We start from the raw sequence: 26,380 nt of genomic DNA on the forward strand, positions 1-26,380 counted from the left end.
GGATGACCTGGACCGCACCTGAGATCGACCGCCGCCACGAGCCCTACGTCGCCGACGAGCGCACCATGCTGCAAGGCTGGCTCGACCTCCACCGTGACACCCTGCAACACAAGTGCGCCGGGCTGACCGCCGAGCAACTGCGCACACCGAGCGTGGAGCCCTCCGGGCTGACCCTGCTCGGCCTGGTCCGGCACCTGGCCGACGTCGAACGGTGGTGGTTCCGCCACCGCGCCGCCGGCCTGGACCTGCCGGACCTCTACGACTACAGCACCGACCCGGACGCCGACCTCAACGACATCGCCGACGCCGACCCGGCCGAGGCGTTCGCCACGCTGCGGGCCGAGATCGAGGCGGCCGACCGGGCCGTGGCCGACCTGCCGCTGGACCACACGTTCCGGCACCGCCTGCCCGACGGCAGCACCGGCGACATCAGCCTCCGCTGGGTGTACGTGCACGTGATCGAGGAGTACGCCCGGCACAACGGCCACGCGGACCTGATCCGGGAACGCGTCGACGGCGTGACCGGGACCTGACCCGGATCAGTACGCCAGCGCCGCCCGCAGGTACCGCAGGTCGGCCGGTCCGCTCCAGCGGTGCGCGGACAGGCCCGCCACCCGGGCGCCGGCCACCGCGCGGTCCTCGTCGTCGACGAACAGCACCCGCCCCGGCGGCGTCTCCAATGCCTCGCAGGCGGCCTGGAAGTACTCCTTCGCCGGCTTGTGCACCCCGACGACCGAGGAGTTGACGATCACGTCCAGCTCCTCGGTCAGGCCCAGCGCGGCCAGGTCGGCGTCGAGCAGGTCGGTCGCGTTCGTGCCCAGCCCGACCCGTACGCCCGCGGCCCGCACCTCGCGGACGAACGCCAGCACCTCGGGGTCGACCTCACCGCGGTAGCTCTGCCACTCCTGGACCGCCGCCCGGGCCCGATCCGCGCCGACGGCGGGGGTCAGCGCGTCGGCCACGCTCATCATCCACTGGGCGTGGCTGACCTGGCCGGTCAGCACCGGCTGGAGCAGTCCCCAGGACATCGCGATCTCACCGAGGACCCCCTCGGTCAGCCCGTACTCCCGCTCGACACCGGCGGCCACCGCCGGATCCCAGCGGCGCAGCACGCCGTCGAAGTCCACCAGGAGCGCCGTGGCGCGTTCCCGACTCACTCGCTCGTCACCTGTTCCTCGTCGTCGGCCCGGTTGAGCCGCTGGCTGATCACCTGGGTCACACCGGCGCGCATGGTCACTCCGTAGAGCGCGTCGGCGATCTCCATGGTCCGCTTCTGGTGCGTGATCACGATGAGCTGGCTCTTCTCCCGCAACTGTGCCAGCAGCGTGATCAGGCGGCCCAGGTTCACGTCGTCGAGCGCCGCCTCCACCTCGTCCATGATGTAGAACGGGCTGGGCCGGGCGCGGAAGATCGCCACGAGCATCGCCACCGCGGTCAGCGACCGCTCCCCGCCGGAGAGCAGCGAGAGCCGCTTGATCTTCTTACCCGGCGGGCGGGCCTCGACCTCGACACCGGTGGTGAGCAGGTCCTCCGGATCGGTGAGCACCAGCCGGCCCTCGCCGCCGGGGAACAACACGGTGAAGACCTGCTCGAACTCCCGGGCGGTGTCTTCGAACGCGCTGGCGAAGACCTCAAGGATCCGGTCGTCCACGTCCTTGACCACTGTGAGCAGGTCCCGGCGGGTGGCCTTGAGGTCCTCCAGCTGCTCGGAGAGGAACTTGTAGCGCTCCTCCAGCGCCGCGAACTCCTCCAGCGCGAGCGGGTTCACCTTGCCCAGCAGGGCCAGTTCCCGTTCCGCCTTGGCGGCCCGCTTCTCCTGCACCGGCCGCTCGTAGCGGACCGGCTCCGGCACCGGCCGGCCGTCCTTCTCGGCGAGCGCCACGTCCGCGTCGGTGGGCGGGACCAGCCGGTCCGGGCCGTACTCGGCGACGAGCGTGGCCACGTCCAGCCCGAAGTCCTCGGCGGCCTTGGCCTCCAGCTGCTCGATGCGCATCCGCTGCTCGGCGCGCGCCACCTCGTCGCGGTGCACCTGGCTGGTGAGCCGTTCCAGCTCGGCGGCGAGGCGCTTGGCCGCGCCGCGTACCTCGGACAGCTCGGCCTCGCGGGCGGCGCGCTCGCGGGCGACGGCGTCGCGGTGCTCCTCGGCCCGGGCGATCGAGACGGTGAGCCGGGTGAGCGCCTCGCGGGCGCCGCCGACCACGGCCCGGGCGATCTGGGCGCCGCGCGTGCGGGCCGCGCGCCGGGCCGCGGCGCGCTCCCGCGCCGCCCGTTCGGCGGTGGCCTGCCGGGCCAGCGAGTCGGCCCGCCCGGCGATCGAGGCCACCCGCTCCTCGGCGGTACGCACCGCGAGCCGGACCTCCATCTCGTTCTGCCGTGCCTGCGGCACCATGGCGGCGAGCTGGTCCCGCTCCTCGGTGGACGGCTCGGCGTCGATCGGGGTGGCCTCGGCCAGCCGGAGCCGTTCCTCCAGCTCGGCGAGCGCGGCCAGGTCCCGTTCCCGGGCCGCCTCGGCGCGGGCCCGGGACTCGCCGAGCCGGTCGGTCTCCGCCTTCGCCGAGCGGGCGGCGGCGCCCAGTTCGGCGAGGCGGCGCGCGGCCGCGTTGCGGTGGCTCTCCGCCTCCCGCTTGGCGGCGGCGGCGTGCTGCACCGCCTCCTTGGCGGCGGCCACCTCGGCGCGCGCCTCGGCCAGCTGTTCGCGCAGCTCGGCGGCGGTGCGTTCGGCGGTGGCCCGGTTGGCCCGCGCCTCCTCGACGGCGGCCTGCACCTCGATGAAGCTCGGCGCCTTGGCCGACCCGCCGGCCGCCGCGTACGCACCGACCACGTCGCCGTCGGGGGTGACCGCGCGCAGCTCCGGGTTCGCGGCGACGAGCGCGGACGCGGCGGCCAGGTCGTCGACGAGCGCCACGTCGCGCAGCGCCCGGTGCACGGCGGGGCGGATCGCGGCCGAGCACTCCACCAGGTCGGGGGCCCAGCGGGCGCCCTCGGGCAGCTTCGGGCGCAGCGCGTCGGCGGAGCCGTCCATGCCCGGCCCGGCGGGGCTGCCGACGAGCAGCCCGGCCCGGCCGGCGTCGGAGATCTTCAGCAGCCGCATCGCCTCGACTGCCTCGTCCACGCCACTGACCGCCACCGCGTCGGCCAGGCCGCCCAGCGCGGCGGCCAGCGCCGCCTCGTCACCGGGTGCGACGGTGAGCAGCCCGGCGAGGCTGCCGAGCAGCCCCGGCACCTGGTCGGCGCGGGCGAGCAGCTCCCCGGCGCCGTCCTTGCGGCGCAGGCCCATGGCGAGCGCCTCCTCGCGGGCCTTCCAGGTGGCGGCGTCCTTCTCGGCGGCGCGCTCACCGTCGGCCAGGCTGCGCACCGCGGCCTGCGCCCGCTCGTGCACGGCCACCGCCTCGTCGTGCCGGGCGTCCAGGTCGGCGTTGTCCCGGTCCGCCTCGGTCGACTGCTCGGCGACCGCGTCCAGGTCGGCCTGCGCCTTCTCGGCCCGGCTCATCGCGTCGGTGTGCGCGGCGGCGAGCCGTTCGATCTCCTCGCCGGCGCTCGTGGTCCGCGCCCGGGCGGAGTTGACCTGGCCGGTCAGGCGGGCCAGCCCTTCCCGCCGGTCGGCGATGGCCTTGGCGGCGGCGACCAGCTCCCGTTCGGCGGCGGCGAGCTGCCGTTCCAGTTCCTGGCGGTGCTCGACCGCCTCGGCCAGCCGGATCTGGTCCTCGGTGAGCGCGGCGCGCAGTTCCTCCTCCTGCTCGCGTACGCGCCGCGACTCCGCCTCCAGCTGCTCCGGGTCGCGGCCGGGGCGCTCGTCGTCGCCGGCGGCGCTGAGGTGACGCAGCCGCTCCCGGGCCAGCTGCTCGATCGAGCGGAACCGCTCCTGGAGCGCGGAGAGGCGGTACCAGGTGTCCTGCGCCGCCGCGAGCAGCGGCGCGTCCTCGGCCAGCGCCGCCTCCAGCTCGCCGAGGCGGCCCTGCACCTCACCGTGCTCGGCCTCGATCAGCTCGCGCCGCTCGCGCAGCGCGGTCTCGTCGGCGATCTCCTTGTCCAGTGTGGTCCGCAGCGTGTGCAGGTCGTCGGCGAGCAGCCGCAGCCGGGCGTCGCGCAGGTTGGCCTGGATCCCGGCGGCGCGGCGGGCCACCTCGGCCTGCCGGCCCAGCGGCTTGAGCTGGCGGCGCAGCTCCGCGGTGAGGTCGGTCAGGCGGTTGAGGTTGGTCTGCATCGCGTCGAGCTTCCGCAGCGCCTTCTCCTTGCGCTTGCGGTGCTTGAGGACGCCCGCCGCCTCCTCGATGAACGCCCGCCGGTCCTCCGGCTTGGCGTGCAGCATGCCGTCGAGCCGGCCCTGCCCGACGATGATGTGCATCTCGCGGCCGATGCCCGAGTCGGACAGCAGCTCCTGGATGTCGAGCAGGCGGCAGGAGTCGCCGTTGATCTCGTACTCGCTCTCGCCGGAGCGGAACATCCGGCGGGTGATGGAGACCTCGGTGTACTCGATCGGCAGCGCGCCGTCGGTGTTGTCGATGGTGAGGGTGACCTCGGCCCGGCCCAGCGGCGCCCGCCCGGCGGTGCCGGCGAAGATGACGTCCTCCATCTTGCCGCCACGCAGCGCCTTGGCGCCCTGCTCGCCGAGCACCCAGGCGATGGCGTCGACGACGTTGGACTTGCCGGAGCCGTTCGGGCCCACCACGCAGGTGATCCCGGGCTCCAGCTTCAACGTCGTGGCGGAGGCGAAGGATTTGAAGCCCTTCACCGTCAGGCTCTTGAGATGCACCTTCTCGATCCTCGTCCGGTGGCCGCCGTACCGTCGCCGGCTGCGCGGACCTGGTGAACCCGCAGACTAACCCGGGACCGGGGCGCCGCCGCCACGCGACCCACCCGCCGGACCGGCTGTCCGCTTTCGGCCCGGCGGCCGCGGAGGGAACGGAAATGCATGATCACAATTACCGGGCGCAATTCCGGGCGGTTCCGCAAGATCGAGAATTGCGGCGGCGGCGGCGAAAAGGGGTACGCACATGGCTGCGCGCCGGCACTTGAGTGTCGGCGCGCTTTTCGGTGTGGTGCGATTCAGTTTTCCGGCAACTGGAGATCAGGTCAGTGCGGGCTCGGCCAGACGGAGGAGGTCATCCGCCTCCGCCGCTGCCGCCGCAAGCCGATCGTTGTCGGCGCGCAGACGCGTGATCTCGAACTCCAGTGCCTGAACCCTGGCACGCAGTCGGGTGACCTCGTCGAGCAGACGCCGGTCGGGCGCTGCACTTACGTGGCCGTAGAGGGCCTTCGCCATGCTGACTCCTTGATGTGCGCTGCCGGAAAGGCCGGCCAACGCGCGCCCATGATGTTCGCGGCTGCCATTCCCACTGCATCGGGGCATGGCTGGGCGCGACTGGCGACACCTACATATTGAGCCGAAACCCCCTCCTTCGTCAAGTTGACCAAGGCCGTAGATCATCTCCACGTCGGCCGGTCCACTCGCCGGGGGGCTGCCACAAGGCGCGGACACGCTCTGTCCGGACGCCTTTACTGTACGCCGGAAATGTGTGAACGACTCATCCTTGCCGCCGGCTTCGCCTTAACTCTTTCTTAGCCACGTTGCCGCAGCTTGGAACGCGCCCGTAGCGTCACCCGGGCCCGCAACCGACCCGTGGAGGGGACAGGCGTGTACCGCTGGAACGACCCGATCGAACCGGAGGGCGCCCGCCGGCGTCCCGAGCCGCCGACCGACGAGGGTCCGGCGTGGCTCAGCGACCGGCCCGAGCCGCGGTCGTCGTACCTGTTCGGGGACGGAGCGCAGCAGCCGCCGGCCGGTTACGGCGCCCCGCCGGCCGCCGGGGGCTACCGCCCGGAGAGCGCGCCCCCGCCGCACCGGGACCGGTGGAACGGCGAGGAGCAGCCGACCGCCGCGTGGCACGGCCAGGGCCAGGAGCAGCCCACCGCCTGGCAGGGGCATGAGCAGCCGGCCGGCGGCTGGGAGCAGCCCGCCGCGACCTGGCAGCCGGCGACCGGCAGCCCGGCCGACGACCGGCGGCGCCCGAAGCGGCGCCTGTCCCGGCCGCTCGTGATCGGCGGGGCCGCCGCCGCGGCGACGCTCGTGGTGAGCCTCGGCGTGGGTGCCGTCCTGCTGCCCGGCGACGACCAGGGTACGAAGCGCACGTCCGCCGACGCGCCGGTGGCCGCCGCGCCGCAGGCACCCGAGGGGTCGGAGGAGGCGCCCGCCGACGCGCTCGCCCCCGAGTCGGCGAGCCCGTCGGCCGTACCGACCACCGCCGCGCCGAGCCCGACGAAGAAGGCCACCCCGAAGCCGAGCCGCAGCACCGCCCCGTCGCGGCAGCAGGAGCGCACCAGCGCACCGAGCGGCGGTACGTCGAGCGGCGGCTCCACGAGCACCAAGGCCACCGCCACGACCGGGCTCAGCGCCGAACTCCAGAAGGTCGTCACGATCGTCAACCAGGAGCGGGCGAAGGCCGGCTGCAAGGCGCTCACCGTCAACGCCAAGCTGAACCTGGCCGCCCAGCGGCACAGCCAGGACCAGGCCGACCACCAGAAGATGGACCACACGGGCAGCGACGGCAGCCAGCCCTGGGACCGGGTCAAGGCCGCCGGCTACAGCTACCGCATGGTGGGCGAGAACGTGGCCTGGAACTACCAGACCCCGGCGGCGGTCATGGAGGGCTGGATGAACTCCGAAGGCCACCGGAAGAACATCCTCAACTGCTCGTACACCCAGATCGGGGTGGGTGTGGCGCGCAGCAACGGGCCGTACTGGACGCAGGTCTTCGCCACCCCGAGCTGAGCGCGCGTCGTGACCGGCCCGGCGCTCGTTGAGCGGTCGGGGGCGGCGTCGGGCCGCCCGCGTCCGGGGAGCTGTCGATGCGGATCCGGCCGGTGTGGGCCGTGCCGCGCTCCCGGCCGGCCCGCGTCCGCCGACGTGGCCCGCGCCGGGGCGTGGCGCTCGCGCTGACCGCGCTGCTGCTCGCCCCGGTGTCTGCCTGCCGCCGGCCGATCACCCCGCCCGGCGCGCCCACGCCCTGGCCGGCCGCGCAGGCCGGAAGCTGGCGGTGGCAGTGGCAGCTCACCACCCCGGTGGACGTCACAGTCGACGCCGACGTCTTCCTCCTCGACCCGGTGGCGACCACCTCGGCCGAGACCGCCGCGCTGCGCGAGCAGGACCGCCGGCTGATCTGCCACGTCCGGGTCGGCACGTACGCCGCGGACGACCCGGACGCCACCCGCTTCCCCGCCGCCGTACGCGGCACGGCGGTGCCGGCGCGTCCGGGAAGCCGTTTCCTGGACGTGCGGAACTGGGACGCGCTCGCGCCGGTGCTGGCCGACCGGTTCCGGCTGTGCCGGGGCAAGGGCTTCGGCGCGGTGGCGTTCGCCGACGCGGACGGCTACCGGCACCGTTCCGGCTACCCGCTGGACTTCGACGACCAGTTGCTGTTCAACCGCCGGCTGGCCGGGCTGGCCCGCAAGCTGGACCTCTCCCCCGGCCTGGTCGACGACGTGGCGCAGGTGGCCGCGCTGGCCCCCGACTTCGACTTCGCGGTCAACCAGGAGTGCGTACGCCGCCGCGAGTGCGCGAAGCTGCTGCCCTTCGTCGACGCCGGCAAGCCGGTCTTCCACGTCGAGTACACCGGCGAGCCGGCGGACTTCTGCGTCACCTCGGTCGGCTACGGCTTCGCCTCGATCCGCAAGGACCGCGAGCTGGACGCCTGGCGGCAGCCGTGCGCCCTGCCGTGACACCCCGCCGCCCCGCCCGCCGGGAGCGGGGCGCCGATGACGATCATCCCGTACGAAAGCTGCCAACACTCTCCGTGACCCTCAGCGGCGAATAGACGCACGGAAGGCGGTATACCTGAGAGTCATAACTATGACTCTCAGGTATACCGCGCGAACACGAATACCTTCTCAGCGGCCGGCACGAGCCGGAGCTGATGTCAAGCTGTCCGGCACCACCGGTTGGGCGCCGGGACCGAGCCCCGGGGCGGGTCCGCTCGGGATCAGCGGACGCCGACCAGCTCCGGTGCCGGGGCGGGCGGCGGCTCGACCGCCGGGACGGGCCGCCGACGGCGCATGAAGCGTGGCGCCCACCAGTTCGCGTCACCGAGCAGCGTCATCACCGACGGAAGCACGACCGCGCGGATGATCGTGGCGTCCAGCAGGATCGCCGCCGCCAGGCCGATGCCGAGCTGCTTGAAATCGATCATGCTGAGCGTGGCGAAGATGGAGAACACCGCCACCATCACCACCGCCGCGCTGGTCACCACGCCGGCCGAGGAGGTGATGCCGTGCGCCACCGCCTCCCGGGTGGGCATGCCCCGGTCGACCGCCTCACGGATCCGGCTGACCACGAAGACGTGGTAGTCCATCGACAGCCCGAACAGCACCACGAACAGGAACAGCGGCAGCCAGGTGACGATCGCGTCCATCGAGGTGAAGCCGAGCAGCCCCTCCGCCCAGGTGCTCTGGAAGACCAGCACCAGCAGCCCGTACGCGGCACCGGCGGAGAGCAGGTTCAGCACGATCGAGGTCAGCGCCACCACCACCGACCGGAACGTCCACGCCATCACCAGGAACGTCAGCGCCAGCACGAACGCCGCGACGATCGGCAGCTTCGCCCAGATGTGGGCGGCGTAGTCCTCGCTGGCGGCCACGCCGCCGCCGACCGCGTACTCCACGCCCGGGATGCCGACGAGCGTGGCCGGGACCAGGTCCTCGCGCAGCTCGTGCAGCGACCGGGACGCCTCGTCGGAGCGGCTGGCGTGCGGCGTGGCCACCTCCAGCACCGACACCCGCCGGTCCGCCGACACCCGGATCTCCGGGCCGTCCCCCTCGGCCGGCGCGAAGAGCGGGTCGGCGGCGGTACGGCCGGCCAGGTCGGTGAGCGCGGCCCGCACCCGGTCGGCCTGCTCGGCGGGCGCCCGCACGGCGACGGTGTGGCTGGTGCCGTTGCTCGGGAAGGCAGCGGTGAGCCGGTCGTACGCCTGCATGGCCGCGGTGGTGCGCGGCACGTCCTCCGGGCCGGGGAACTTCAGCTTCATGCCGAGCGCCGGCGCGGCGAGCGCGAGCAGCAGCGCGACCGAGATCAGCAGCGTGGCCACCGGCGCGCGCAGCGCGGGCCGCAGCACCGCCGGCCAGAACCGGGGCCGGGCCGGCTGCCCGTTGCGCGGGGCGGTGAGGCGCCACAGCAGCGGCACCCGTGGCCGGTCCACCCAACGGCCCAGCTTCGCCAGCAGCGCGGGCAGCACTGTGAGCGAGCCGATCACGGCGACCGCCACCACGAGGATCGAGCCGACCGCCAGCGAGGAGAAGATCGCGTCCTGGGCGAGCAGCAGACCGCCCATCGAGATGATCACGGCGGTGCCGGAGACCACCACGGCGTGCCCGGAGGTCTCCGCCGCGATCTCCACCGCGTCCAGGCCGGAGCGGCCCTTGGCCCGTTCCTCCCGCTCCCGCCGCACGTAGAACAGCGAGTAGTCCACACCGACCGCCATACCGATCAGCAGGATCACGCTCGCGGTGGTGTCGGTGGCCGGCACCATGTGCGACGCGAGTGTGGACAGACCCATCGCGGCGGCCACCGAGGAGAGCGCCAGCAGCACCGGCACCCCGGCGGCGATCAGCGCGCCGAACGCGATGATCAGGATGGCCAGCGTCACCGGCAGGCTGAGCAGCTCGGCGCGCTTGAAGTCCTTGCCGAGCGTGTCGTCGAGCGCCTTGTCGATCGACGGGCCGCCGACCTGCTCCACCCGCAGTTGCGGGTGCGCGTCCTGCACCTTCGCGGTGGTGTCCCGCAGCGGCTGCACCCGGTCCCCGGCGGTGCCCGGGTCGCCCGACATGGTGATCGGCACCAGCAGCGCGCCGCCGTCGCGCGACGGCATCGGCGTACCGATCGAGGCCACGCCGTCGACCTGCCGCAGCCGGTCCGCCGCGTCCTGCGCGGCGGCCTTCGCGGCGGCCTGGTCGAGCGAGCCCGAGCGTGCGGTGATCAGCACGTTCTCGGTCGCCGGCTGGTCGAACCCGCCACTGTCGACGATCAGCTGTGCCCGTCCGAACTCGCCGATCGCCTGATCCTCGTCGGTGGCCTCGTTCAGCCCGGCGGCGCTGCCGCCGACGAAGCACACCGCCACGAAGACCACCCACAACGCGATCGCGCGCCACGGATGCTCCGCACTCCACCGTGCCAGCCGCACGGTCACCGGTCGCCTGCCCATGTCCCGGGTTCCACCCTCCTGATGCCGGCCCTGTGCCGACCCCAGATGACGCTAGGCAGCAGGCCGGGCCCCGACATCGGGGAACGGCCCCCGCTCGTCCCCGATCCCGGCGGCGAGGTCCGCGCGGCCGGAACCGGCCGCGCGGACCGGGCGGAAAAGGGCATCTCCGGGTACGCTCCGGCGCGTCTCCGGGGACAGTCGGGCGATGCACACCGGCGCAACCCCGAACCGGCTCGGGGTCATCCCCGGAGAGTGCCCCGGGGCCGCGGCTGGCATCGCGGGCAGCTGTAGGAGGACCGGTTCATGAACGCCTCGCGTCGGATCGGGGCGCCGCAGCGGGGGCAGGGCTCCCCCTCCCGGCCGTACGCGTTGAGCGACCGGTCGAAGTAGCCGCTCTCGCCGTTGACGTTGACGTACAGCTCGTCGAAGCTGGTGCCGCCCTGCTTGATCGCCTCGGCGAGCACGTCCCGGACGTGCCCGAGCAGCCGCAGCGCGGCCGGACGGGTCAGCGCGTCGGCCGGGCGGGCGCCGTGCAGCTTCGCGCGCCACAGTGCCTCGTCGGCGTAGATGTTGCCCACCCCGGAGATCAGCGTCTGGTCGAGCAGCGCGCGTTTGACCTCCGTACGCTTGCGCCGCAGCGCCGCCACGAACGCCTCGTCGGAGAACTCCGGGTCCATCGGATCGCGGGCGATGTGGGCGATCTCCGCGGGCAGCTCCGCCCCACCGGCCGACACGGACAGCCCGCCGAACGTGCGCTGGTCGACGAACCGCAGCTCCGGCCCGTCGTCGGCGAACCGGAACCGGACCCGCAGGTGCAGTTCGTCGGCCGCGCCGACCGGCTGCAACAGCAGCTGGCCGGACATACCGAGGTGGCCGATCACCGCGTCGCCGCTGTCCAGCGGCAGCCAGAGGTACTTGCCCCGGCGGCGTACCCCGGTGATCGTCCGGCCGGCGAGCACGTCGGCGAAGTGTGCGCCACCGGGCGCGTGCCGGCGTACCGCCCGCGGGTGGCGTACCTCGACGGCGGCGATCCGCCGGCCGATCACCCACTGGGCGAGTCCTACCCGGACGGTCTCGACCTCGGGCAGCTCAGGCACGGCCGGCGCCCGCCTCGACATCCGTCGTGTCGGCCTGTGGGCTCGTCCCGTCCGGGGCCTGCGCCGCCGCGTCCGCCTCGGCCCGTGCCGCCGCCTCGGCCTGCTCGGTGAGCGTGCGCCAGGCCGACTCGGCCGCGCGCTGCTCGGCCTCCTTCTTGCTGCGCCCCTCCGCACCGCCGTAGCGGTTGCCGGCCACCACCACCCAGGCGGTGAACGTCTTGAGGTGGTCCGGCCCGGTGCCCTCGATCCGGTACTCGGGCACGCCGAGCCCGAGCGCGGCGGTCAGCTCCTGGAGGCTGGTCTTCCAGTCCAGCGCCGCGCCCCGGCCCGCCGACTCGGCCATCAGCGGGTCGAACAGCCGGTGGATGACGATGGCCGCGGTGTCCAGGCCGTACTGGAGGTAGATCGCGCCCAGCAGCGCCTCCAGCGTGTCGGCCAGGATGCTCGCCTTGTCCCGTCCGCCGGTGGCCTCCTCGCCCTTGCCGAGCAGCAGGTACGCGCCGAGCCCGTCCGGGCCCAGGCCACGCGCCACGTCGGCGAGCGCCCGCATGTTGACCACGCTGGCGCGCAGCTTCGCCAGCTGCCCCTCGGGCAGGTCGGGGTGGTTGTGGAACAGCGCTGTGGTGATCACCACGCCGAGGACCGAGTCGCCCAGGAACTCCAGCCGCTCGTTCGTGGGCAGGCCGCCGTTCTCGTACGCGTACGAGCGGTGGGTCAGCGCGCGCTCCAGCAGCTCCGGGTCGAGCGACACCCCGAAGGCCGCCTCCAGGTGGCCGACGGGAGCACGCCGCCGCTTGTCGTTGGTCATGGTGCTACCTCGGTGTCGTGTCGGTCAGGTGCGAGATCGTGCGGGATGTCGGCGAGCAGGGTGCGGACCGTCCCGGCGGCGTCACGGCGCCACAGGTGGGCCGCGAGCGCGATGCCGGAGGCGACGTCCTCGGGGCCGGCCGCGCCGTGGCACACGACCACGGTGCCGCCCACCCCGAGCAGGGCCGCGGCACGCGGGGCGCCGCCGCGTGACGGTGGGCCGCCGGCCATGGCGTACGCGCCCTCGATGGCCTTCAGCAGGACGTTTCCGGTGAAGCCGTCGGTCACCACGACGTCGGCGCGGGTGCCGAGCGAGATGTCGTACCCCTCGACCAGGCCGACGTAGCGGCTGTCGCAGGGCAGCGGCGCGGCGGCGAGCGCGGGTGCGGCGATCCGGCGCAGCCGGTCGCCCTTGCCCGTCTCGACGCCGACGGAGAGCAACCCGACGCGGGGTGCGGTGACGGCGTGGGCCACGGCCGCGTAGGCGGCGCCGAGGAGGGCGTGCCGGGCCAGCGTGGCCGGGCCGGGTTCGAGCGTGCCGCCGACGTCCAGCAGCACCACCGGCCCCTCGACGGCGGGCAGCGTGGCGGCGAGCGCGGGTCGGCGTATCCCGGTCCAGCGGCCGAGGCCGAGCGCGGCGGCGGTGACTGTGGCGCCGGTCGAGCCGGCGGAGACGACCGCGTCGGCGAGTCCGTCGCGGACGGCCTGCACGGCGGTGCGTACCGTGCTCTCGCCGCGGGCGGCGGTGGGATGGTCGGCCATGCCGACGGCGGTCCGCACCGGGCGGACCGTGACCCGGGCGCGCTGAGCCGGGTCGAGCGCACCGATCAGCTCGTCGGCCACCTCGATCGGGCCGACGAGCAGCAGGTGCAGGGCGGGATCAGTGCGTACCGCTCGCAGAGCGCCGTCAACCACGACGGCGGGAGCATCGTCCCCGCCGAGGAGGTCGACGGCGATCCGCGCGGTGCCCGGCTCCGACAGTCCGCCGGCCGGAGACCGGTCGGCGGCGGCGGGAGCCGGGGCACCGGGCGAGAGCCTTGGTGCGCGCGTCACCCGACCGGTGGTCGGGGACGTCACTCGGCGGCCGGGTCAGACCTCGAGGACCTGACGGCCGTTGTAGGTGCCGCAGACGGAGCAGGCGGCGTGCGGCAGCTTGGCCGACTTGCACTGCGGGCAGGCCACGGTCGCCACCGCCGAGGCCTTCCAGTTCGCCCGGCGGGCGCGGGTGTTGCTGCGCGACATCTTGCGCTTGGGGACGGCCACGGTTCTTACTCCTCTGTACGGGTCAGTTGCGTCAGGCTCGCCCAACGCGGGTCGACCTGCTGATGGCTGTGGTCGGCCGGCAGATCGTCCCAGTGCACCCCGCAGTCGGGGCACAGGCCTGGGCAGTCCTCCCGGCAGAGCGGGTTGGTCGGCAGCGCCAGCACCACCGCGTCCCGCAACGCCGGCTCCAGGTCGATCAGATCGCCCTGCATCCGGCCCACCTCGTCCTCTTCGGTCGTGTCGTCCGTGGTGCTGTTCTCGTACGCGTACAGCTCCTGGATCGTCACGGCCAACGAGTCGTCGATCTCGCGCAGGCAGCGGCCGCACTCGCCCTTGACGGGACCGGTGACGGTCCCGGAGACGAGCACGCCCTCGGACACCGACTCCAACCTCAGGTCGAGGTCGAGGTCCGCGCCCTCCGGCACGCCGATCAACTCCACGCCGAGGTCCGCCGGTGCCGGCACGACCCGCTTGTGCGTACGCAACGCGCCAGGTCGGCGCGGCAGTTCCCTCGTGTCGAGGACCAGCGGCGACCTGGGGTCGAGTGTGCTTGGCGAGTGTTTGGGCATAGTCAGACTCCGGCCGTTGAGAGGCCGACAAAGAAGGTTACCTGCCAGGTGGGCGGACCGTCGAACCGGGGCTCACCTCCGGCTCGACGGCAGCCGGCTGTCGGCGACCGGCTCGCGCGCCGCTCAGAAGGGTAGCGGGCGGTCCGCCTCGTCCCCGGCGAAGGTGCCGATCTCGCGCAGCGCGTGCATCTTGTCCCGGCCGCGCTCTATCGAGGCCAGCGCCCGGGTGAGGAACTGCTCGAAGTTGGCCAGGGCGGTGTCGACGTAGTCGTCCACCTCCTCGCGGAGGCGCTGCGCCTCGGCCCGCGCCTCGGCGATGATCCGCGCGCCCTCGTGCTCGGCCGAGACGGTGATCTCGTTGACCGAAACCAGCCGGGCGTGTTCCGCCTCACCCTCGCTGATGATCCGGTCGGCCTCACGCTTGCCGGCCTCCATGATCTTGTCCCGCTCCTCCAGCAGCGCGGCGGCCCGGCGCAGGTCCGCGGGAAGCTCCGCGCGCAGCTCGTCGAGCGTGGCGATCATCTCGCCCCGGTCGACCATGCAGTTGTTGCGCGACATCGGGACGGAGCGGGCCTGCTCCACCATGGCGATCAGTTCGTCGATGCGATCGAGCGGGTCCACCGGTACCTCACTCCTGTCTTCGTCGGCCGCCCTCCATCATGCGGCCTGCGCCCCGTCTCGGCGCTGCAGACATCATGTCGCGCCGAGGCCACCCACACCCCACCCGCCCCACCCGGCGCGTCGCCCCTCCCCGCCCTCCTCCCCGCCCTCGTTTCGGCGATCTTGCAGTTGCGGCCCGGCACTCGTCCCTTGCGGGAGGAATGTCCGGGCCGAAAGTGCAAGATCGCCGGGCGGAGGGGGTGGGGTCAGGGGCGGAGGCGGGCGGAGAGCTGGGCTCGGACCAGGTCGGGGACGTGGGCGGAGATGTCGCCGCCCCACTTCGCCACGTCCTTGATCAGGCTGGACGAGATGAACGAGTAGAGCGGGTTGGTCGGCATGAACAGCGTCTCCACGCCGGCCAGGCCGATGTTCATCTGAGCCATCTGCAGCTCGTAGTCGAAGTCGCTCACCGCACGCAGGCCCTTGATCAGCACACTCGCCTGCTGCGCGCGGCAGAAGTCGACGAGCAGGCCGCGGAACGACTCCACCCGGACGTTGTCGTACGAGGCGGTCACCTCGCGGAGCATGGCGATCCGCTCCTCGACGGTGAACAGGCCCTGCTTCGACTGGTTGACCAGCACCCCGACGATCACCTCGTCGAACAGCCGGCTGGCCCGGCCGATGATGTCGAGGTGTCCGTTGGTGACCGGGTCGAACGAGCCCGGGCAGACCGCACGTCTCATGATCGGCGACCGTACCAAAGAGTGGTCTCGCCGTAACGTCTGCTGCGCTCCGGAGTGACACCTTCCACCCACGTGACCGGTCCGGTACGGCTGGACCGCTCGACGATCACCAGGGCGTCCGGGGCGAGCCAGCCGCCGTCGACCAGTGCCGCCAGCATCGCGGTGATCTCGGCGTCCGGCACCGCGTACGGCGGATCGGCGAACACCACGTCGTACGGCGCGCCGTCCGGGCCGGCCGCCAGCACCGTGGCGACCTTGCCGGTGACCAGGCGCGCGGCCGGCCCGGCCCGGAGCGCGGCGATGTTCTCCCGGATCACCCGGGCGGCCCGCGCGTCGGACTCGACGAGCAGGACGTGGGCCGCCCCCCGGGACAGCGCCTCCAGACCGACCGCGCCGGAACCGGCGTACAGGTCGGCGAAACGCGTCCCGTCCAGGTCGACGTGGGAGTGCACGGCGCTGAACAGTGCCTCGCGGACCCGGTCGGAGGTGGGCCGGGTGCCGGCACCTGGTGGCGCGGCGATCCGCCGGCCGCCGAGCGTGCCGGCCACGATCCGGGTCACCGTCGCTCCCTGCGCATGCCCCGACGCTACGCGACGCCGCGTGGGGTGGACGAAGTACCCGGCGCGACGATCCGTGACCCGATGTACATCAATGATCTCGAATGCATACCGGACCCGGTACGACCCTTCGGATAAGGGTGACGCCCGCGCTCTCGGGCGCCGACCACCCGGTCGGCGCGCCCTCGCCGTGCGTGCGGCGCCGCGGGTCAGGCCGCGTCGAGCACCGACGTGACAGCGGCCGGGCTCACCTCGGCCTGGTTGGCCAGCAGGACGAGCCGCTCGTCCGAGTCGGGCAGCCAGGCGGCGAACGCCTTGTAGCCGCCGTTGTCCCCCGAGTGGTGCAGCGCCCGCCGCCCGGCCAGCGGACCGACGAAGAACCCGTAGCCGTACGCCTCATCCGGCCGCCCGGTCGGTGCGTGCGGTGCGGTCAGCGCCGCCACCGAGGCCGGGGCGAGCAGCCGGCCCCGGCGCGGTACGTCGAGCCAGGTGAGCAGGTCCGCAGCGGTGCACCAGACGTCGCCCGCGCCCATGCTGACGGTCGCCAGGTCCCAGGACGGCACCGGACGGCCGCCCTGGTGCCCGACCGCCACGTCCGGCCGGCCGTCGCCCGTACCGGCGAAGCTGCCCGTCATGCCCAGCGGCGCGAAGACCTCCTCGGCGAGGAACGCGGCGTACGGCCGGTCGGCCGCCCGCTCGACGGTCCGGGCCAGCAGCACGTAACCGGGGCTGCTGTAGTGCCACCCGGCTCCGGGCGGGAACAGCGGCGGAAGCGCCGCGAACCGGTCGAGCAGCTCGTCCGGCTCGGCCGGCCCGTGCAGGTCGATCGCCGGGTACTCCTCCCAGTGGCCCAGGCCGGAGGTGTGGGTGAGCAGGTGGTGCAGCGTCATGCCGGACCATTCCGGCGGCGGCGTGCCGGGCAGCCACCGGGTGACGGGGTCGGCCAGGCGCAGCACGCCGCGCTCGGCGAGCAGCAGCACCGCCACGGCCGCCATCTGCTTGCTGATCGAGGCGATCTGGAACCGGGTCGCCGGGGTGCACGGCCGGCCGGATGTCTCGTCGGCCGCTCCGGCGACCCGGTCCACCAGGAGCTCGTCGCCCCGGGCCAGCAGCAGCACACCGCGTTCGAGGAAAGGTGTCGACATCTGCGCGAGCCTAGGCACGCGACGCCCGCCCCGCAGTCCCCGGACCCGCACCAGCGCGGTCACCGGGCACACCGGCCGCCGAGCGTCAGCCCTTCTCCAGGTATTCGGCGCGCTCCTCGTCGACCAGCGCGGCGACCGACGCCGCCAGTGCCGGATGCCGGGCCAGATCCGGATCCTCCCCGACCAGCTCGATCGCCTCGGCCCGCGCGTCGCGGATCAGTTCGGTGTCCCGCAGCAGCGACAGCAGCCGCAGGTGCGAGCGCCGGCCGGACTGGGTCGCGCCCAGCACGTCGCCCTCCCGGCGCTGCTCCAGGTCGAGTTCGGCGAGCTTGAACCCGTCGGTGGTGGACGCGACCGCGTCCAGCCGCTCCCGCGCGGACGAGCCCTCGGCCGCCTCGGTGACCAGCAGGCACAGACCGGCGGCCGAGCCCCGGCCCACCCGGCCGCGCAACTGGTGCAGCTGGGAGACGCCGAACCGGTCGGCGTCCAGCACGATCATCACTGTCGCGTTGGGCACGTTCACGCCGACCTCGACCACTGTGGTCGCGACCAGCACGTCCAGCTCGCCGTCGGCGAACGCGCGCATCACCGCGTCCTTCTCGTCGGCCGGCAGCCGCCCGTGCAGCACCCCGATCCGCAGCCCGTGCAGCGGCCCCTCGGCCAGCAGCGGGGCCACCTCGGTCACCGCCAGCGGCGGGCGCCGGCCGTTGTCGTCCTCCCGAGGCGCCTCCTCGTCCGACACCGGACCTTCTCCGATCCGGGGGCACACCACGTACGCCTGGTGGCCCTTCGCGACCTCCTCGCGCAACCGGCGCCAGGCCCGGTCGAGGAAGGCCGGCTTCTCGGCGGCCGGGACCACGTGCGAGGCGATCGGCGAGCGGCCCTGCGGGAGCTGGGACAGCGTGGAGGTCTCCAGGTCGCCGTAGACGGTCATGGCCACGGTGCGCGGGATCGGGGTGGCGGTCATCACCAGCACGTGCGGCGGCTGCTCGGCCTTGGCCCGCAGCGCGTCGCGCTGCTCCACGCCGAAACGGTGCTGCTCGTCCACCACCACCAGGCCGAGGTCGTGGAAGTCGACGCCCTCGTAGAGCAGGGCGTGCGTGCCGAGCACGATGCCGGCGCGGCCCTCGGCCACCTCGGCCAGTGCCCGGCGCCGGGCCGCCGCGCCGAGCGAGCCGGTGACCAGCTCCACCCGCGTGGCGTCGGCGGCGGCGCCCAGCTCACCGGCCCGGCCGAGCGGGCCGAGCAGGTCGAGGATGCCCCGGTGGTGCTGGGCGGCGAGCACCTCGGTCGGGGCCAGCAGCGCGGCCTGCCCGCCGGCGTCGACCACCTGGAGCATGGCGCGCAGCGCCACCACCGTCTTGCCGGAACCCACCTCGCCCTGGAGCAGCCGGTGCATCGGGTGGGCCCGGGCCAGGTCGGCGGCGATCTCCCGCCCGACGACCTGCTGGCCGGAGGTCAGCTCGTACGGCAGCCGGGCGTCGAACGCGTCCAGCAGGCCGCCCGCCTTCGCCGGCCGCGCCCGCCCCGGCGACGCCGCCGCCCGGTGCTTGCGCTGCACCAGCGTGAGCTGCACGGCGAACGCCTCGTCCCACTTCAGCCGGCGGCGGGCCCGGTAGAGCGCCTCCTTGCTGGTCGGACGGTGGATCTCGCGCAGCGCGGTGCCGATGTCGATCAGGTTGCGGGAGGCCCGCACGGTGGCCGGCAGCGGATCCTCCGGCGGGGTGAACGTGTCGAGCACGACTCGGACGCATCGGGCGATCACCCAGGTCGGCACCGCCGCCGCGGCCGGATAGACCGGGATCAGCGCCCCGGCGAACTCCTCGACCTCCTCGTTCGCCGCCGCCTCGCCCTCGCCGCCCTCGCCGAGCAGGACGTACTCCGGGCCGTTGAGCTGGCGCTTGCCGCGGAACTCGGTCACCTTGCCGGCGAACAGCCCCCACCGGCCGGGCCGCAGCTCCCGCTCCCGCCACGCCTGGTTGCCGAAGAACGTGCAGGTGAGCACGCCGCCGGAGCCGTCGCCGACGGTGACCTCCAGCAGGTTGCCGCGCCGCTGGCGCATCGGGCGGACCGCGGTGCGCTGCACCTGGGCCAGCACGGTGACCTGCTCCCCCACGTCGAGCGAGCGGATGTCGGTGTGCTCGCCGCGCTCGTCGTACCGGCGCGGGAAGTGGTAGATCAGGTCGCCCGCGGTGTGCAGGTCGAGATGCCCGGCCAGCGCCTTCGCGGTGCGCTCGCCGACCAGCTTCTTCAACGGCGTGTCCACGGTGGCCGCCTCGCTCGTCATTCGACCCCCACCAGGAGCGGATAGTGCGGCTGCCCGCCCTCGTACGCCTGCACCTCAACGAACGGCCAGGCCGCCTCGACGTGTGCGCGGACCCGGTCGGCCAGCCCGGCCGGCGCGTCGGCGCCGCAGAGCAGCGTGACCAGTTCGCCGCCACCGCCGAGCATCCGGTCCACCACAGCGGTGCACGTGTCGACCAGATCCTGCCCGATCAGGTGCACCTCGCCCTCGACCAGGGCCAGCACGTCACCCGGGCGGGCCGGACCGGCGACGGTGAGCGCCTCCCGGGCGGCGTGGCAGACCTCGGCGTACCGGCAGGCGCCGGCCGCCTCGGCCATCGCGATGACGTCGTCCTCGAACCGCCGCTTCGGATCGCGTACGGCCAGCGCGGCGAGCGCCTGCACCGGCGAGCGGGTGGGCACCACGCTCACCTTGATGCCGAGGCCGTGCACCTCCTTGGCCGCCGCGCTCGCCACCGACTGGGTGTTCGGGTCGTTCGGCAGCACCACCACCCGGGCGGCGCCGGTGGCCCGGATCGCGTCGAGCAGCTCACCCGTGGACGGGTTGGCGGGCACCACCACGGCGCCCTCGGCGGCGAACAGCTCCGCGATGCCCGCGCCGGTGGCCACCACCACGGCGGCCCGCCCCTCGGGCAGCGGCACCTGCCGCCCCGGCGCCGGGGCGGCCTGGTCGGCGAAGCGGGTCACGCTGATCCGGTGCGGGCGGCCGGCGACCACGCCCGCCTCGACCGCCGCCCCGATGTCGTTGACGTGCACGTGCACGTTCCAGGTGCCGTCGCCGTCGCCGACGACGGCCAGGGAGTCGCCGAGCGCGTCCAGCTCGGCGCGCAGCCGGGTCACCGCCTCGTCGGTGGCGTCGAGCAGGTACTGCACCTCGTAGGCGTACGCGTCGGAGCCGCTCTCCCGCACGGCGGTGGCCGGCGCGCGGCGGACGGGCGGCGCGGGCACCGGCTGCCCCGGGCTCTCCCCCGTGATCACCTCGACCAGCGCGTCCAGCAGCAGGCACAGGCCGCGCCCGCCCGCGTCGACCACGCCCGCGCGGGCCAGCTCCGGCAACTGCTCGGGGGTACGCGCCAGCGCGTGCGCCGCCGCCTCGGCCGCGGCCCGGGCCACGGCGCGCAGGTCGTCGCTGTCCGCCCGGCGGGCCGCGTGCGCCGCGGCGGCGACCACGCTCAGCAGCGTGCCCTCGACCGGCCGGGTCACCGCGGCGTAGGCGGCGGTGGTGGCGTCGGCCAGCGCGTCGGCGAGCTGCCGCCCCCGCACCGCGGGCACGGCGGCGAGCGTGTCGGCGAAACCACGCAGGATCTGCGAGAGGATCACGCCGGAGTTGCCCCGCGCCCCGAGCAGCGCGCCCCGGGCCATCAGCCGCAGCGCGTGCCCGTGCGGCGTGTGCCCGTCGTCGGGGAGCGTGCCGAGGTCCATGGCCAGGGCCTGCTGGGCCGAGGTGAGCGTGAGCACCAGGTTGGTGCCGGTGTCGCCGTCGGGCACCGGGTAGACGTTGAGGTCGTCGATCTCGCCCTGGTGGGTGCGGAGGGCGGTCAGCCCGCTCGCGCACCAGCGGCGTACCGCTGCGGCGTCGAGGGTTTCCAGCACGTCGGGAAGCCTACTGGCGCGCACCGACACGCGCCGGGGTCGTCCGCCGCGTGTCCGCCCCGGCCGACGGCCCGGCCGGGACGCCGGTACGCTGGGTGGGCTCGCGAAAGGGCCGGTTGGGCGTACCGACTGTCATCGGGTAACCTGACCAGGTTGCCCGGGCAGCGCCTGGCGGCGACCTCATGAACGTTTCAATCCCAGGAGTATCCCGTGGCTAGCGTGTGCGACGTCTGTGGCAAGGGGCCGGGCTTCGGCCACAACGTGTCCCACTCGCACCGGCGGACCAACCGCCGCTGGAACCCGAACATCCAGTCGGTGCGTACCCCGGCCGGTGGTGGCACCACCAAGAAGTTGCAGGTCTGCACCTCGTGCATCAAGGCCGGCAAGGTCACCCGCGCCTGACGCGGCAGCGCCACCGGAACATCGTCGGTCGCCGGCGGATCCCTTCGGGGTCCGCCGGCTTCTGTCGTGTCCGGAGACCCGGCCGGTCCACCGACTCGGTATCGGCCGACCCGCCCCCGCACCCCTGACCGACCGTACGGCGACCGGCTGGTACCGGCCGGTTAGGGTGCTGCTGCGCCGGCCGTCCGGTTCCGGCGCGAGCCGTGGGGAGGATGACCGGTGGACCTCGATCTGGGTCGCGAGCAACTGGTGGTCGTGGGCGCGTCGTTCGGCTCGCTGAGCTGGTTCGACCAGGAACTGCCGCCCGGCAGCGTGGTGCTGGTCGAGGAGCCGGACGTGATCGCCCGTCGCGACCTGGCCCGGTTCGCCGAACGGCTGCCGATGATCGGGCGCCTCGTCGCCGCCGAGTACCAGACCGGCTTCGACCCGGACGCCCTGCTCGCCCGCGAGCCCGGCCTCGCCGACGCCCGGCTGGTCCTGCCCGGCCTGGAGTACGCGGTCGGCGCCACCGCCCGGCTCGCCGAGCGCCTCGGCCTGCCCGGCGCCGGGGTGGAGGCCGCCGACGTCTTCTCCGACAAGCACCGGATGCGGCTGCTCGCCGACCGGATCGGGCTGGCCAACCCGGCCTACGAGCTGGTCGACGACCCGGCGCGGGCGGTGGAGTTCGCGCAGGCGCACGGCGGCCGGTGCGTGCTCAAGCCCACCCGCCGCTCGGGCAGCCTGGGCGTACAGCTGATCACCGACGCGGCCGAGGTGCCGGACCGGTGGGCGGCCAGCGCCGCCCCGCCCGACCCGGCCGAGGCCACCGAGCGCGGCCTGCCCACCGGCGTGCTGGTCGAAAAACTGCTCGTCGGCTCCGAGCACAGCGTCGAGCTGCTGGTCGCCGACGGCGAGGTGGTCTTCGCCAACGTCACCGACAAGCGGATCGCCGGTGGCCGCTTCCCGGTCGAGACCGGCCACACCGTGCCGTCCGCGCTGCCCGCCGACGCGCACGACGCGCTGCGCGCCGCCGCGGTACGCCTCGCCGAGGCGGCCGGCTTCCGCAGCGGCATGCTGCACAGCGAGTGGATCCTCGCCGACGGCGTGCCGACGCTGGTGGAGTGCGCGGCCCGGATGCCCGGCGACATGATCACGGCGCTCATCTCGATCGCCTACGAGCGCGACGTCATCGAGGCGTACCTGCGGATCCTGCGCGGCGAACGGCCGGCGCTGCCGGCGCGGGCGACCGGCGCGGCGGCGATCGAGTTCCTGATCGCGCCGCCCGGCCGGGTCACCGCCGTGGACGGCAGGCGCGACGCGCTGCGCGTGCCCGGCGTGCTCGACGTGCAGGTGGAGACGAAGGTCGGGCAGACCGTCCCGGAGCTGCTCTCCTCCGCGCACCGCAGCGGGCACCTGATGGCCTGGGGGGCAACCCCGGACGAGGCCGCGAACGCCGCGCGCCGCGCCGCCGGGCAGATCCGCATCTCCGTCGACTAGAGCGTGCGGCCGTACGACAGGCAGCCCGGGGCGTCCTTGTAGAAGCCGAAGTTCGGGATCCGCTCGTAGCCCGCCGAGGTGTACATGGCGATCGCCTCGGGTTGCTTGTCGCCGCACTCCAGCACGATCCGCTTGCGGCCGTGGTCGCGGGCGGACCGCTCGACCGCGGCGAGCACCGAGCGGGCCACGCCCCGGCCCCGGGCCGCCGGGTCGGTGTACATCCGCTTCAGCTCGGCCGTGTCGCCGTCCTCGCCGTGGCTGCGCCAGCCGCCGCAGCCCACCGGCCGCCCGTCCAGGTGGCGACGAGGAACGTGCCCTCCGGCGGGGTGAACTCGGCCGCGTCGACCGGGGTCTCGTCGCCGCTGCCGCCGTACCGGGCGCCGAGGTCGGCCAGTGCCGCCCGGATCAGCGCCTGCGACTCGGGCGCGTCGAAGCGCCGCTCCCGGATCTCGATCTCGCTCACCGTGCCAGGTTACGACCGCCGCCGGTCCCGGCCCGGCCCGGCGGCCCGGGGTCGGACGCAGATCACTCCGGGCCGCTATTCCGCTCTGCGGAAGTGGTCCCAGCCGCGCGGGCCGCTGTAGGCGGCGCCGTCGACGGTGACCCCGGCGCCGGCCGCCACCCGCCCGACCGGCCGCCAGCCGTCCGGCAGCGCGGCGTCCGCCGGGAACGTCGCCGCCAGCGCGTGGTCCTCGCCACCGGCCAGGATCCAGGTGTACGGGTCGACGCCGAGCGCCTGCGCCGCGTCCCGCATCTGCCGGGGCACCTCGAACGCGTCCCGGCTCAGGTCGATCGCCACGCCGCTGGCGGTCGCCACGTGCCCGAGGTCGGCCAGCAGCCCGTCCGACACGTCGATCATGGCGGTGGCCCCTGCCGCGGCGGCAGCGGGTCCGGCGGCGTACGGCACCTCGGGGCGGCGGAACGCCTCGACCAGCAGCCGGGGCGTTCGGAAACCCCGGGACAGCACGGTGTAGCCGGCCGCCGACCAGCCGGTACGTCCGGCCAGCGCCACCACTTCGCCGGGGCGGGCGCCGGAGCGCACCACCGGGGCACGGCCGGCCAGGTCGCCGAGCGCGGTGACCGCGACGGTGAGCGTCGGGCTGCCGGACATGTCCCCGCCGACCACGCTCGCGCCGACGAGCGCGGCCTCCGCGCCCAGCCCGTCGGCCAGTTCCTCGGCCCAGGCCGGGTCCAGCTCGGCCGGCATGCAGAGCGCGACGAGCAGCGCGGTCGGGGTGGCGCCCATGGCGGCGATGTCGGCGAGGTTCGCCGCGGCGGCCCGGTGTCCCACGTCCCGCGCCGACGACCAGTCCCGGCGGAAGTGCCGGCCCTCCACCAGCACGTCGGTCGAGGCGACCACCCGCCGGTCCGGCGCCGCCACCACCGCGCCGTCGTCGCCGGGGCCGAGCAGGCAGCTCTGTCCCTGCGCCAGCCGGGCGGTCACCCGGTCGATCAGGCCGAACTCACCGACATCAGTGACCGTCATTCCGTCCCCTCGCTCCGCTGCGTCGTTCCGCACGTCCCACCCCTGTCCGCACCGGCGTGTGCTCGCTCACCGCGTCCGACCGGCGACCGATAGGGATCACGGCCGCTCAGTACGGTAGTTTCACCCTTCGGGTCGCCCGGAGGCGACGGACGGAGGTCGAGTCGTGGTACAGGCGTACATCCTCATCCAGACCGAGGTCGGCCGGGCGCGTGACGTGGCCGGTCTGATCGCGGACCTGGCCGGCGTGGTACGGGTCGACGCCGTCACCGGGCCGTACGACGTGGTCGTGCTCACCGAGGCGAACACCGTCGACGAGCTCGGCAAACTCATCGTCAGCAAGGTGCAGATGGTGCCCGGCATCACCCGCACCCTCACGTGTTCGGTGGTGCGGCTGTAAGTGGACGAGAAGGACACCTCCCCCCGCCGGGACGGCGCCACCCGCCGTGCCGCGCTCTGGGCGACGCTCGTCGCGGTGCCGGTGACCCTGGCGGTGGCCGGGTTCACGTTCGCCAAGCTGGCCCCGGAGTCGCCGAAGGCCGAGCCGAGCGCGTCGGCGAGTCCCCGGGCGCAGTCCAGCGCGCCGGTCGAGATGCCCGCCCCGGCGCTGGCCGAGCGCCCGACCATCCTCTGCCGGGCCCTGATGTCGCAGCTCCCGGACAGCGTGCGTGACCTGCCGCAGCGCCCGGTCACCGCGGGCCCGGAGCAGAACGCCGCGTACGGCGACCCGGCGCTGACTGTGGCCTGCGGCGGCAGCCCGGCGCAGTTCCCGCCCACCGACGAGGTGTGGACGGTCAACAAGGTCTGCTGGCACGCGGCCGAGGAGGCCGACGCCACGGTGCTGACCACCGTCGACCGGGAGACCCCGATCCGGGTCCGGGTGCCGAAGTCGTACGAGCCGCCGCTCCAGTGGGTGACCTCGATCTCCGACACGATCGTCAGCTCGGTCCCCTCGGCGAAGCAGGCCCCCTCGGGCTGCTCCGCCTGACGCCCGCCGGCTCAGCGGCCGGCGCGGCGGTGCAGGCGGTCAGCGGCCGGCGCGGCGGTGCAGGGCGGTACGGATCAGGCGGTTGACCAGCTTCGGGTACTCCAGCCCGCTGGCCGACCACATCCGCGGGAACATCGACGTCGGGGTGAAGCCCGGCATCGTGTTGATCTCGTTGAGGTAGACGTCCATCTGCGGGGTCACGAAGAAGTCGACCCGGGCCAGGCCGGAGCAGTCGAGCGCGGTGAAGGCCCGGGTGGCGTAGTCGCGCACCTGCCGGGCCACCGGCTCGGGCAGGTCGGCCGGTACGTCGTACTCGCAGACCTCGTCGGCGAAGATGTACTTGGCCTCGAAGTCGTACCAGTCGCGGTCGCCGATCATCCGCACCTCGGCGAGCACGGAGGCCTCCGGCGCGCCGCCGGCCTCACCCTCCAGCACGCCGCACTCGATCTCGCGGCCGACCACCGCGCCCTCGACGAGCACCTTGCTGTCGATCTCGCGTGCGGTGACGAGCGCGGCGTCCAGGTCCGCCCAGTCGTCGACCTTGGTGATGCCGAACGAGGAACCGGCCCGGGACGGCTTGACGAAGACGGGCAGCCCGAGGCGTTCCTTGTCCTCCTCGCTCAGCGACATCCCGGCGCGCAGCACCGCGTACGGGCCGACCGGGATGCCCTCGGCGGCGCAGAGCTTCTTGGTGAACTCCTTGTCCATGGCCGCGGCGGAGGCGAAGACGTTCGCGCCGACGTAGGGGATGTCGGCCATCTCCAGCATGCCCTGGATGGTGCCGTCCTCGCCGTACGCGCCGTGCAGCACCGGGAAGACGACGTCCACGTCGGCCAGCGCGACCGGCCCCTGGGCCGGGTCGAGCACCATCAGGCCGCCGACGGCGGGGTCGGCGCGCAGCACCAGTTCGGCGCCGGAGCCGGCGGTGATCTCGGGGAGCTTGCGGTCGGCGATGGCGAGCCCGCTCGGGTCGCCGCTGGCGAGCACCCACTGGCCCTGCCGGGTGATGCCGACCGGGACCACCTCGAACTCGTCGGGGTCGAGCGCGGCCAGCACGCTGCCCGCGCTGACGCAGGAGATGCCGTGCTCGGGGCTGCGGCCGCCGAAGACGATCGCCACACGGGTCTTGCCTGGGGTGGTCATGGTCACCTCATCGTTCGCGA

The 26,380-nt window shown here is 74.0% G+C and carries 24 protein-coding genes and 1 pseudogene; 7 read left to right on the forward strand and 18 right to left on the reverse strand.

The features are described 5' to 3' along the window. Nucleotides 1-2: 2 nt before the first annotated feature. A complete protein-coding gene (locus V6U82_RS04540; RefSeq protein WP_128137368.1) occupies nucleotides 3-533 on the forward strand; it encodes a DinB family protein in 531 nt (176 codons plus the stop codon). Between the two features lie 6 nt (nucleotides 534-539). Here V6U82_RS04540 and V6U82_RS04545 read toward each other — a convergent pair whose 3' ends face one another. From V6U82_RS04545 to V6U82_RS04555, 3 genes are all read right to left on the reverse strand, one after another. Further along, on the reverse strand, nucleotides 540-1,157 hold the full coding sequence (locus tag V6U82_RS04545; protein WP_128137369.1) for an HAD family hydrolase: 618 nt from the start codon (nucleotides 1,155-1,157) through the stop codon (nucleotides 540-542). Continuing rightward, nucleotides 1,154-4,753, reverse strand: a complete 3,600-nt coding sequence (smc, locus tag V6U82_RS04550) for a chromosome segregation protein SMC (protein WP_334459355.1) — start codon at nucleotides 4,751-4,753, stop codon at nucleotides 1,154-1,156. Before smc ends, V6U82_RS04545 begins: the two co-directional genes overlap by 4 nt. A 315-nt stretch (nucleotides 4,754-5,068) precedes the next feature. Beyond that, nucleotides 5,069-5,263: a hypothetical protein gene (locus V6U82_RS04555; RefSeq protein ID WP_013284566.1), complete on the reverse strand. Its 195-nt coding sequence runs from the start codon at nucleotides 5,261-5,263 to the stop codon at nucleotides 5,069-5,071. A gap of 372 nt (nucleotides 5,264-5,635) precedes the next feature. Between V6U82_RS04555 and V6U82_RS04560 the strand changes: the two genes are divergently transcribed. Together V6U82_RS04560 and V6U82_RS04565 are read left to right on the forward strand one after the other, a co-directional pair. Further along, nucleotides 5,636-6,769, forward strand: a complete 1,134-nt coding sequence (locus V6U82_RS04560; RefSeq protein ID WP_334459356.1) for a CAP domain-containing protein — start codon at nucleotides 5,636-5,638, stop codon at nucleotides 6,767-6,769. A gap of 77 nt (nucleotides 6,770-6,846) precedes the next feature. Next, on the forward strand, nucleotides 6,847-7,716 hold the full coding sequence (locus V6U82_RS04565; protein WP_334459358.1) for an endo alpha-1,4 polygalactosaminidase: 870 nt from the start codon (nucleotides 6,847-6,849) through the stop codon (nucleotides 7,714-7,716). A 260-nt stretch (nucleotides 7,717-7,976) separates the two neighbouring features. On the opposite strand, the gene V6U82_RS04570 is transcribed toward V6U82_RS04565, so the two are convergent. The 12 genes from V6U82_RS04570 to V6U82_RS04625 form a co-directional block, all read right to left on the reverse strand. Further along, nucleotides 7,977-10,190, reverse strand: coding sequence for an MMPL family transporter (locus V6U82_RS04570; protein WP_334459359.1), 2,214 nt, complete (start codon nucleotides 10,188-10,190; stop codon nucleotides 7,977-7,979). A 239-nt stretch (nucleotides 10,191-10,429) separates the two neighbouring features. Then, nucleotides 10,430-11,287, reverse strand: a complete 858-nt coding sequence (gene mutM, locus V6U82_RS04575; protein ID WP_334459360.1) for a bifunctional DNA-formamidopyrimidine glycosylase/DNA-(apurinic or apyrimidinic site) lyase — start codon at nucleotides 11,285-11,287, stop codon at nucleotides 10,430-10,432. Further along, the gene (gene rnc / locus V6U82_RS04580) at nucleotides 11,280-12,095 is read right to left on the reverse strand and encodes a ribonuclease III (RefSeq protein WP_121685472.1); all 816 of its coding nucleotides are present in this window, start codon (nucleotides 12,093-12,095) and stop codon (nucleotides 11,280-11,282) included. The genes mutM and rnc overlap by 8 nt, the downstream gene beginning before the upstream one ends. Next, nucleotides 12,092-13,075 (reverse strand): phosphate acyltransferase PlsX, encoded by a 984-nt coding sequence (locus tag V6U82_RS04585; protein ID WP_334459676.1) that lies wholly within the window; start codon nucleotides 13,073-13,075, stop codon nucleotides 12,092-12,094. The genes rnc and V6U82_RS04585 overlap by 4 nt, the downstream gene beginning before the upstream one ends. Nucleotides 13,076-13,183: 108 nt before the next feature. Further along, nucleotides 13,184-13,357: a 50S ribosomal protein L32 gene (gene rpmF / locus V6U82_RS04590; protein WP_030500827.1), complete on the reverse strand. Its 174-nt coding sequence runs from the start codon at nucleotides 13,355-13,357 to the stop codon at nucleotides 13,184-13,186. Nucleotides 13,358-13,362: 5 nt separating this feature from the next. Then, nucleotides 13,363-13,926, reverse strand: a complete 564-nt coding sequence (locus V6U82_RS04595) for a YceD family protein (protein WP_334459363.1) — start codon at nucleotides 13,924-13,926, stop codon at nucleotides 13,363-13,365. A gap of 123 nt (nucleotides 13,927-14,049) precedes the next feature. After that, the gene (locus tag V6U82_RS04600) at nucleotides 14,050-14,547 is read right to left on the reverse strand and encodes a hypothetical protein (RefSeq protein WP_334459366.1); all 498 of its coding nucleotides are present in this window, start codon (nucleotides 14,545-14,547) and stop codon (nucleotides 14,050-14,052) included. Between the two features lie 245 nt (nucleotides 14,548-14,792). Next, on the reverse strand, nucleotides 14,793-15,269 hold the full coding sequence (gene coaD / locus V6U82_RS04605; RefSeq protein WP_128138481.1) for a pantetheine-phosphate adenylyltransferase: 477 nt from the start codon (nucleotides 15,267-15,269) through the stop codon (nucleotides 14,793-14,795). Further along, entirely contained in the window at nucleotides 15,266-15,829 is a 564-nt protein-coding gene (gene rsmD, locus V6U82_RS04610) for a 16S rRNA (guanine(966)-N(2))-methyltransferase RsmD (RefSeq protein WP_334459367.1), read from the reverse strand. The genes coaD and rsmD overlap by 4 nt, the downstream gene beginning before the upstream one ends. Nucleotides 15,830-16,035: 206 nt before the next feature. Further along, nucleotides 16,036-16,971, reverse strand: a complete 936-nt coding sequence (locus V6U82_RS04615) for a serine hydrolase domain-containing protein (RefSeq protein WP_334459369.1) — start codon at nucleotides 16,969-16,971, stop codon at nucleotides 16,036-16,038. 85 nt (nucleotides 16,972-17,056) lie between these two features. Further along, complete coding sequence (recG, locus tag V6U82_RS04620) at nucleotides 17,057-19,258, reverse strand: ATP-dependent DNA helicase RecG (RefSeq protein WP_334459370.1); 2,202 nt, start codon at nucleotides 19,256-19,258, stop codon at nucleotides 17,057-17,059. Continuing rightward, nucleotides 19,255-20,868, reverse strand: a complete 1,614-nt coding sequence (locus V6U82_RS04625) for a DAK2 domain-containing protein (protein ID WP_334459371.1) — start codon at nucleotides 20,866-20,868, stop codon at nucleotides 19,255-19,257. Before V6U82_RS04625 ends, recG begins: the two co-directional genes overlap by 4 nt. Nucleotides 20,869-21,078: 210 nt before the next feature. Between V6U82_RS04625 and rpmB the strand changes: the two genes are divergently transcribed. Together rpmB and V6U82_RS04635 are read left to right on the forward strand one after the other, a co-directional pair. Continuing rightward, entirely contained in the window at nucleotides 21,079-21,270 is a 192-nt protein-coding gene (gene rpmB / locus V6U82_RS04630; RefSeq protein ID WP_013284551.1) for a 50S ribosomal protein L28, read from the forward strand. A 219-nt stretch (nucleotides 21,271-21,489) separates the two neighbouring features. After that, entirely contained in the window at nucleotides 21,490-22,746 is a 1,257-nt protein-coding gene (locus tag V6U82_RS04635) for an ATP-grasp domain-containing protein (protein ID WP_334459374.1), read from the forward strand. Here the strand turns inward: V6U82_RS04635 and V6U82_RS04640 are convergent. Beyond that, nucleotides 22,743-23,209, reverse strand: a pseudogene (locus tag V6U82_RS04640) (GNAT family N-acetyltransferase). The gene V6U82_RS04635 and the pseudogene V6U82_RS04640 overlap by 4 nt on opposite strands. Nucleotides 23,210-23,284: 75 nt before the next feature. Beyond that, the gene (locus V6U82_RS04645) at nucleotides 23,285-24,232 is read right to left on the reverse strand and encodes a thiamine-phosphate kinase (RefSeq protein WP_334459376.1); all 948 of its coding nucleotides are present in this window, start codon (nucleotides 24,230-24,232) and stop codon (nucleotides 23,285-23,287) included. A gap of 163 nt (nucleotides 24,233-24,395) precedes the next feature. Here V6U82_RS04645 and V6U82_RS04650 point away from each other — a divergent pair, with 163 nt between their 5' ends. Together V6U82_RS04650 and V6U82_RS04655 are read left to right on the forward strand one after the other, a co-directional pair. After that, complete coding sequence (locus V6U82_RS04650; RefSeq protein ID WP_013284547.1) at nucleotides 24,396-24,629, forward strand: Lrp/AsnC ligand binding domain-containing protein; 234 nt, start codon at nucleotides 24,396-24,398, stop codon at nucleotides 24,627-24,629. Further along, nucleotides 24,630-25,217, forward strand: coding sequence for a DUF3515 domain-containing protein (locus tag V6U82_RS04655; RefSeq protein ID WP_334459377.1), 588 nt, complete (start codon nucleotides 24,630-24,632; stop codon nucleotides 25,215-25,217). It abuts the gene before it with no gap. Between the two features lie 39 nt (nucleotides 25,218-25,256). On the opposite strand, the gene V6U82_RS04660 is transcribed toward V6U82_RS04655, so the two are convergent. Next, complete coding sequence (locus V6U82_RS04660) at nucleotides 25,257-26,360, reverse strand: D-alanine--D-alanine ligase family protein (RefSeq protein ID WP_091420221.1); 1,104 nt, start codon at nucleotides 26,358-26,360, stop codon at nucleotides 25,257-25,259. Between the last annotated feature and the right edge of the window lie 20 nt (nucleotides 26,361-26,380).

The sequence above is a fragment of the Micromonospora sp. CPCC 205554 genome (assembly GCF_036902745.1).
GTDB lineage: Bacteria > Actinomycetota > Actinomycetes > Mycobacteriales > Micromonosporaceae > Micromonospora > Micromonospora tulbaghiae.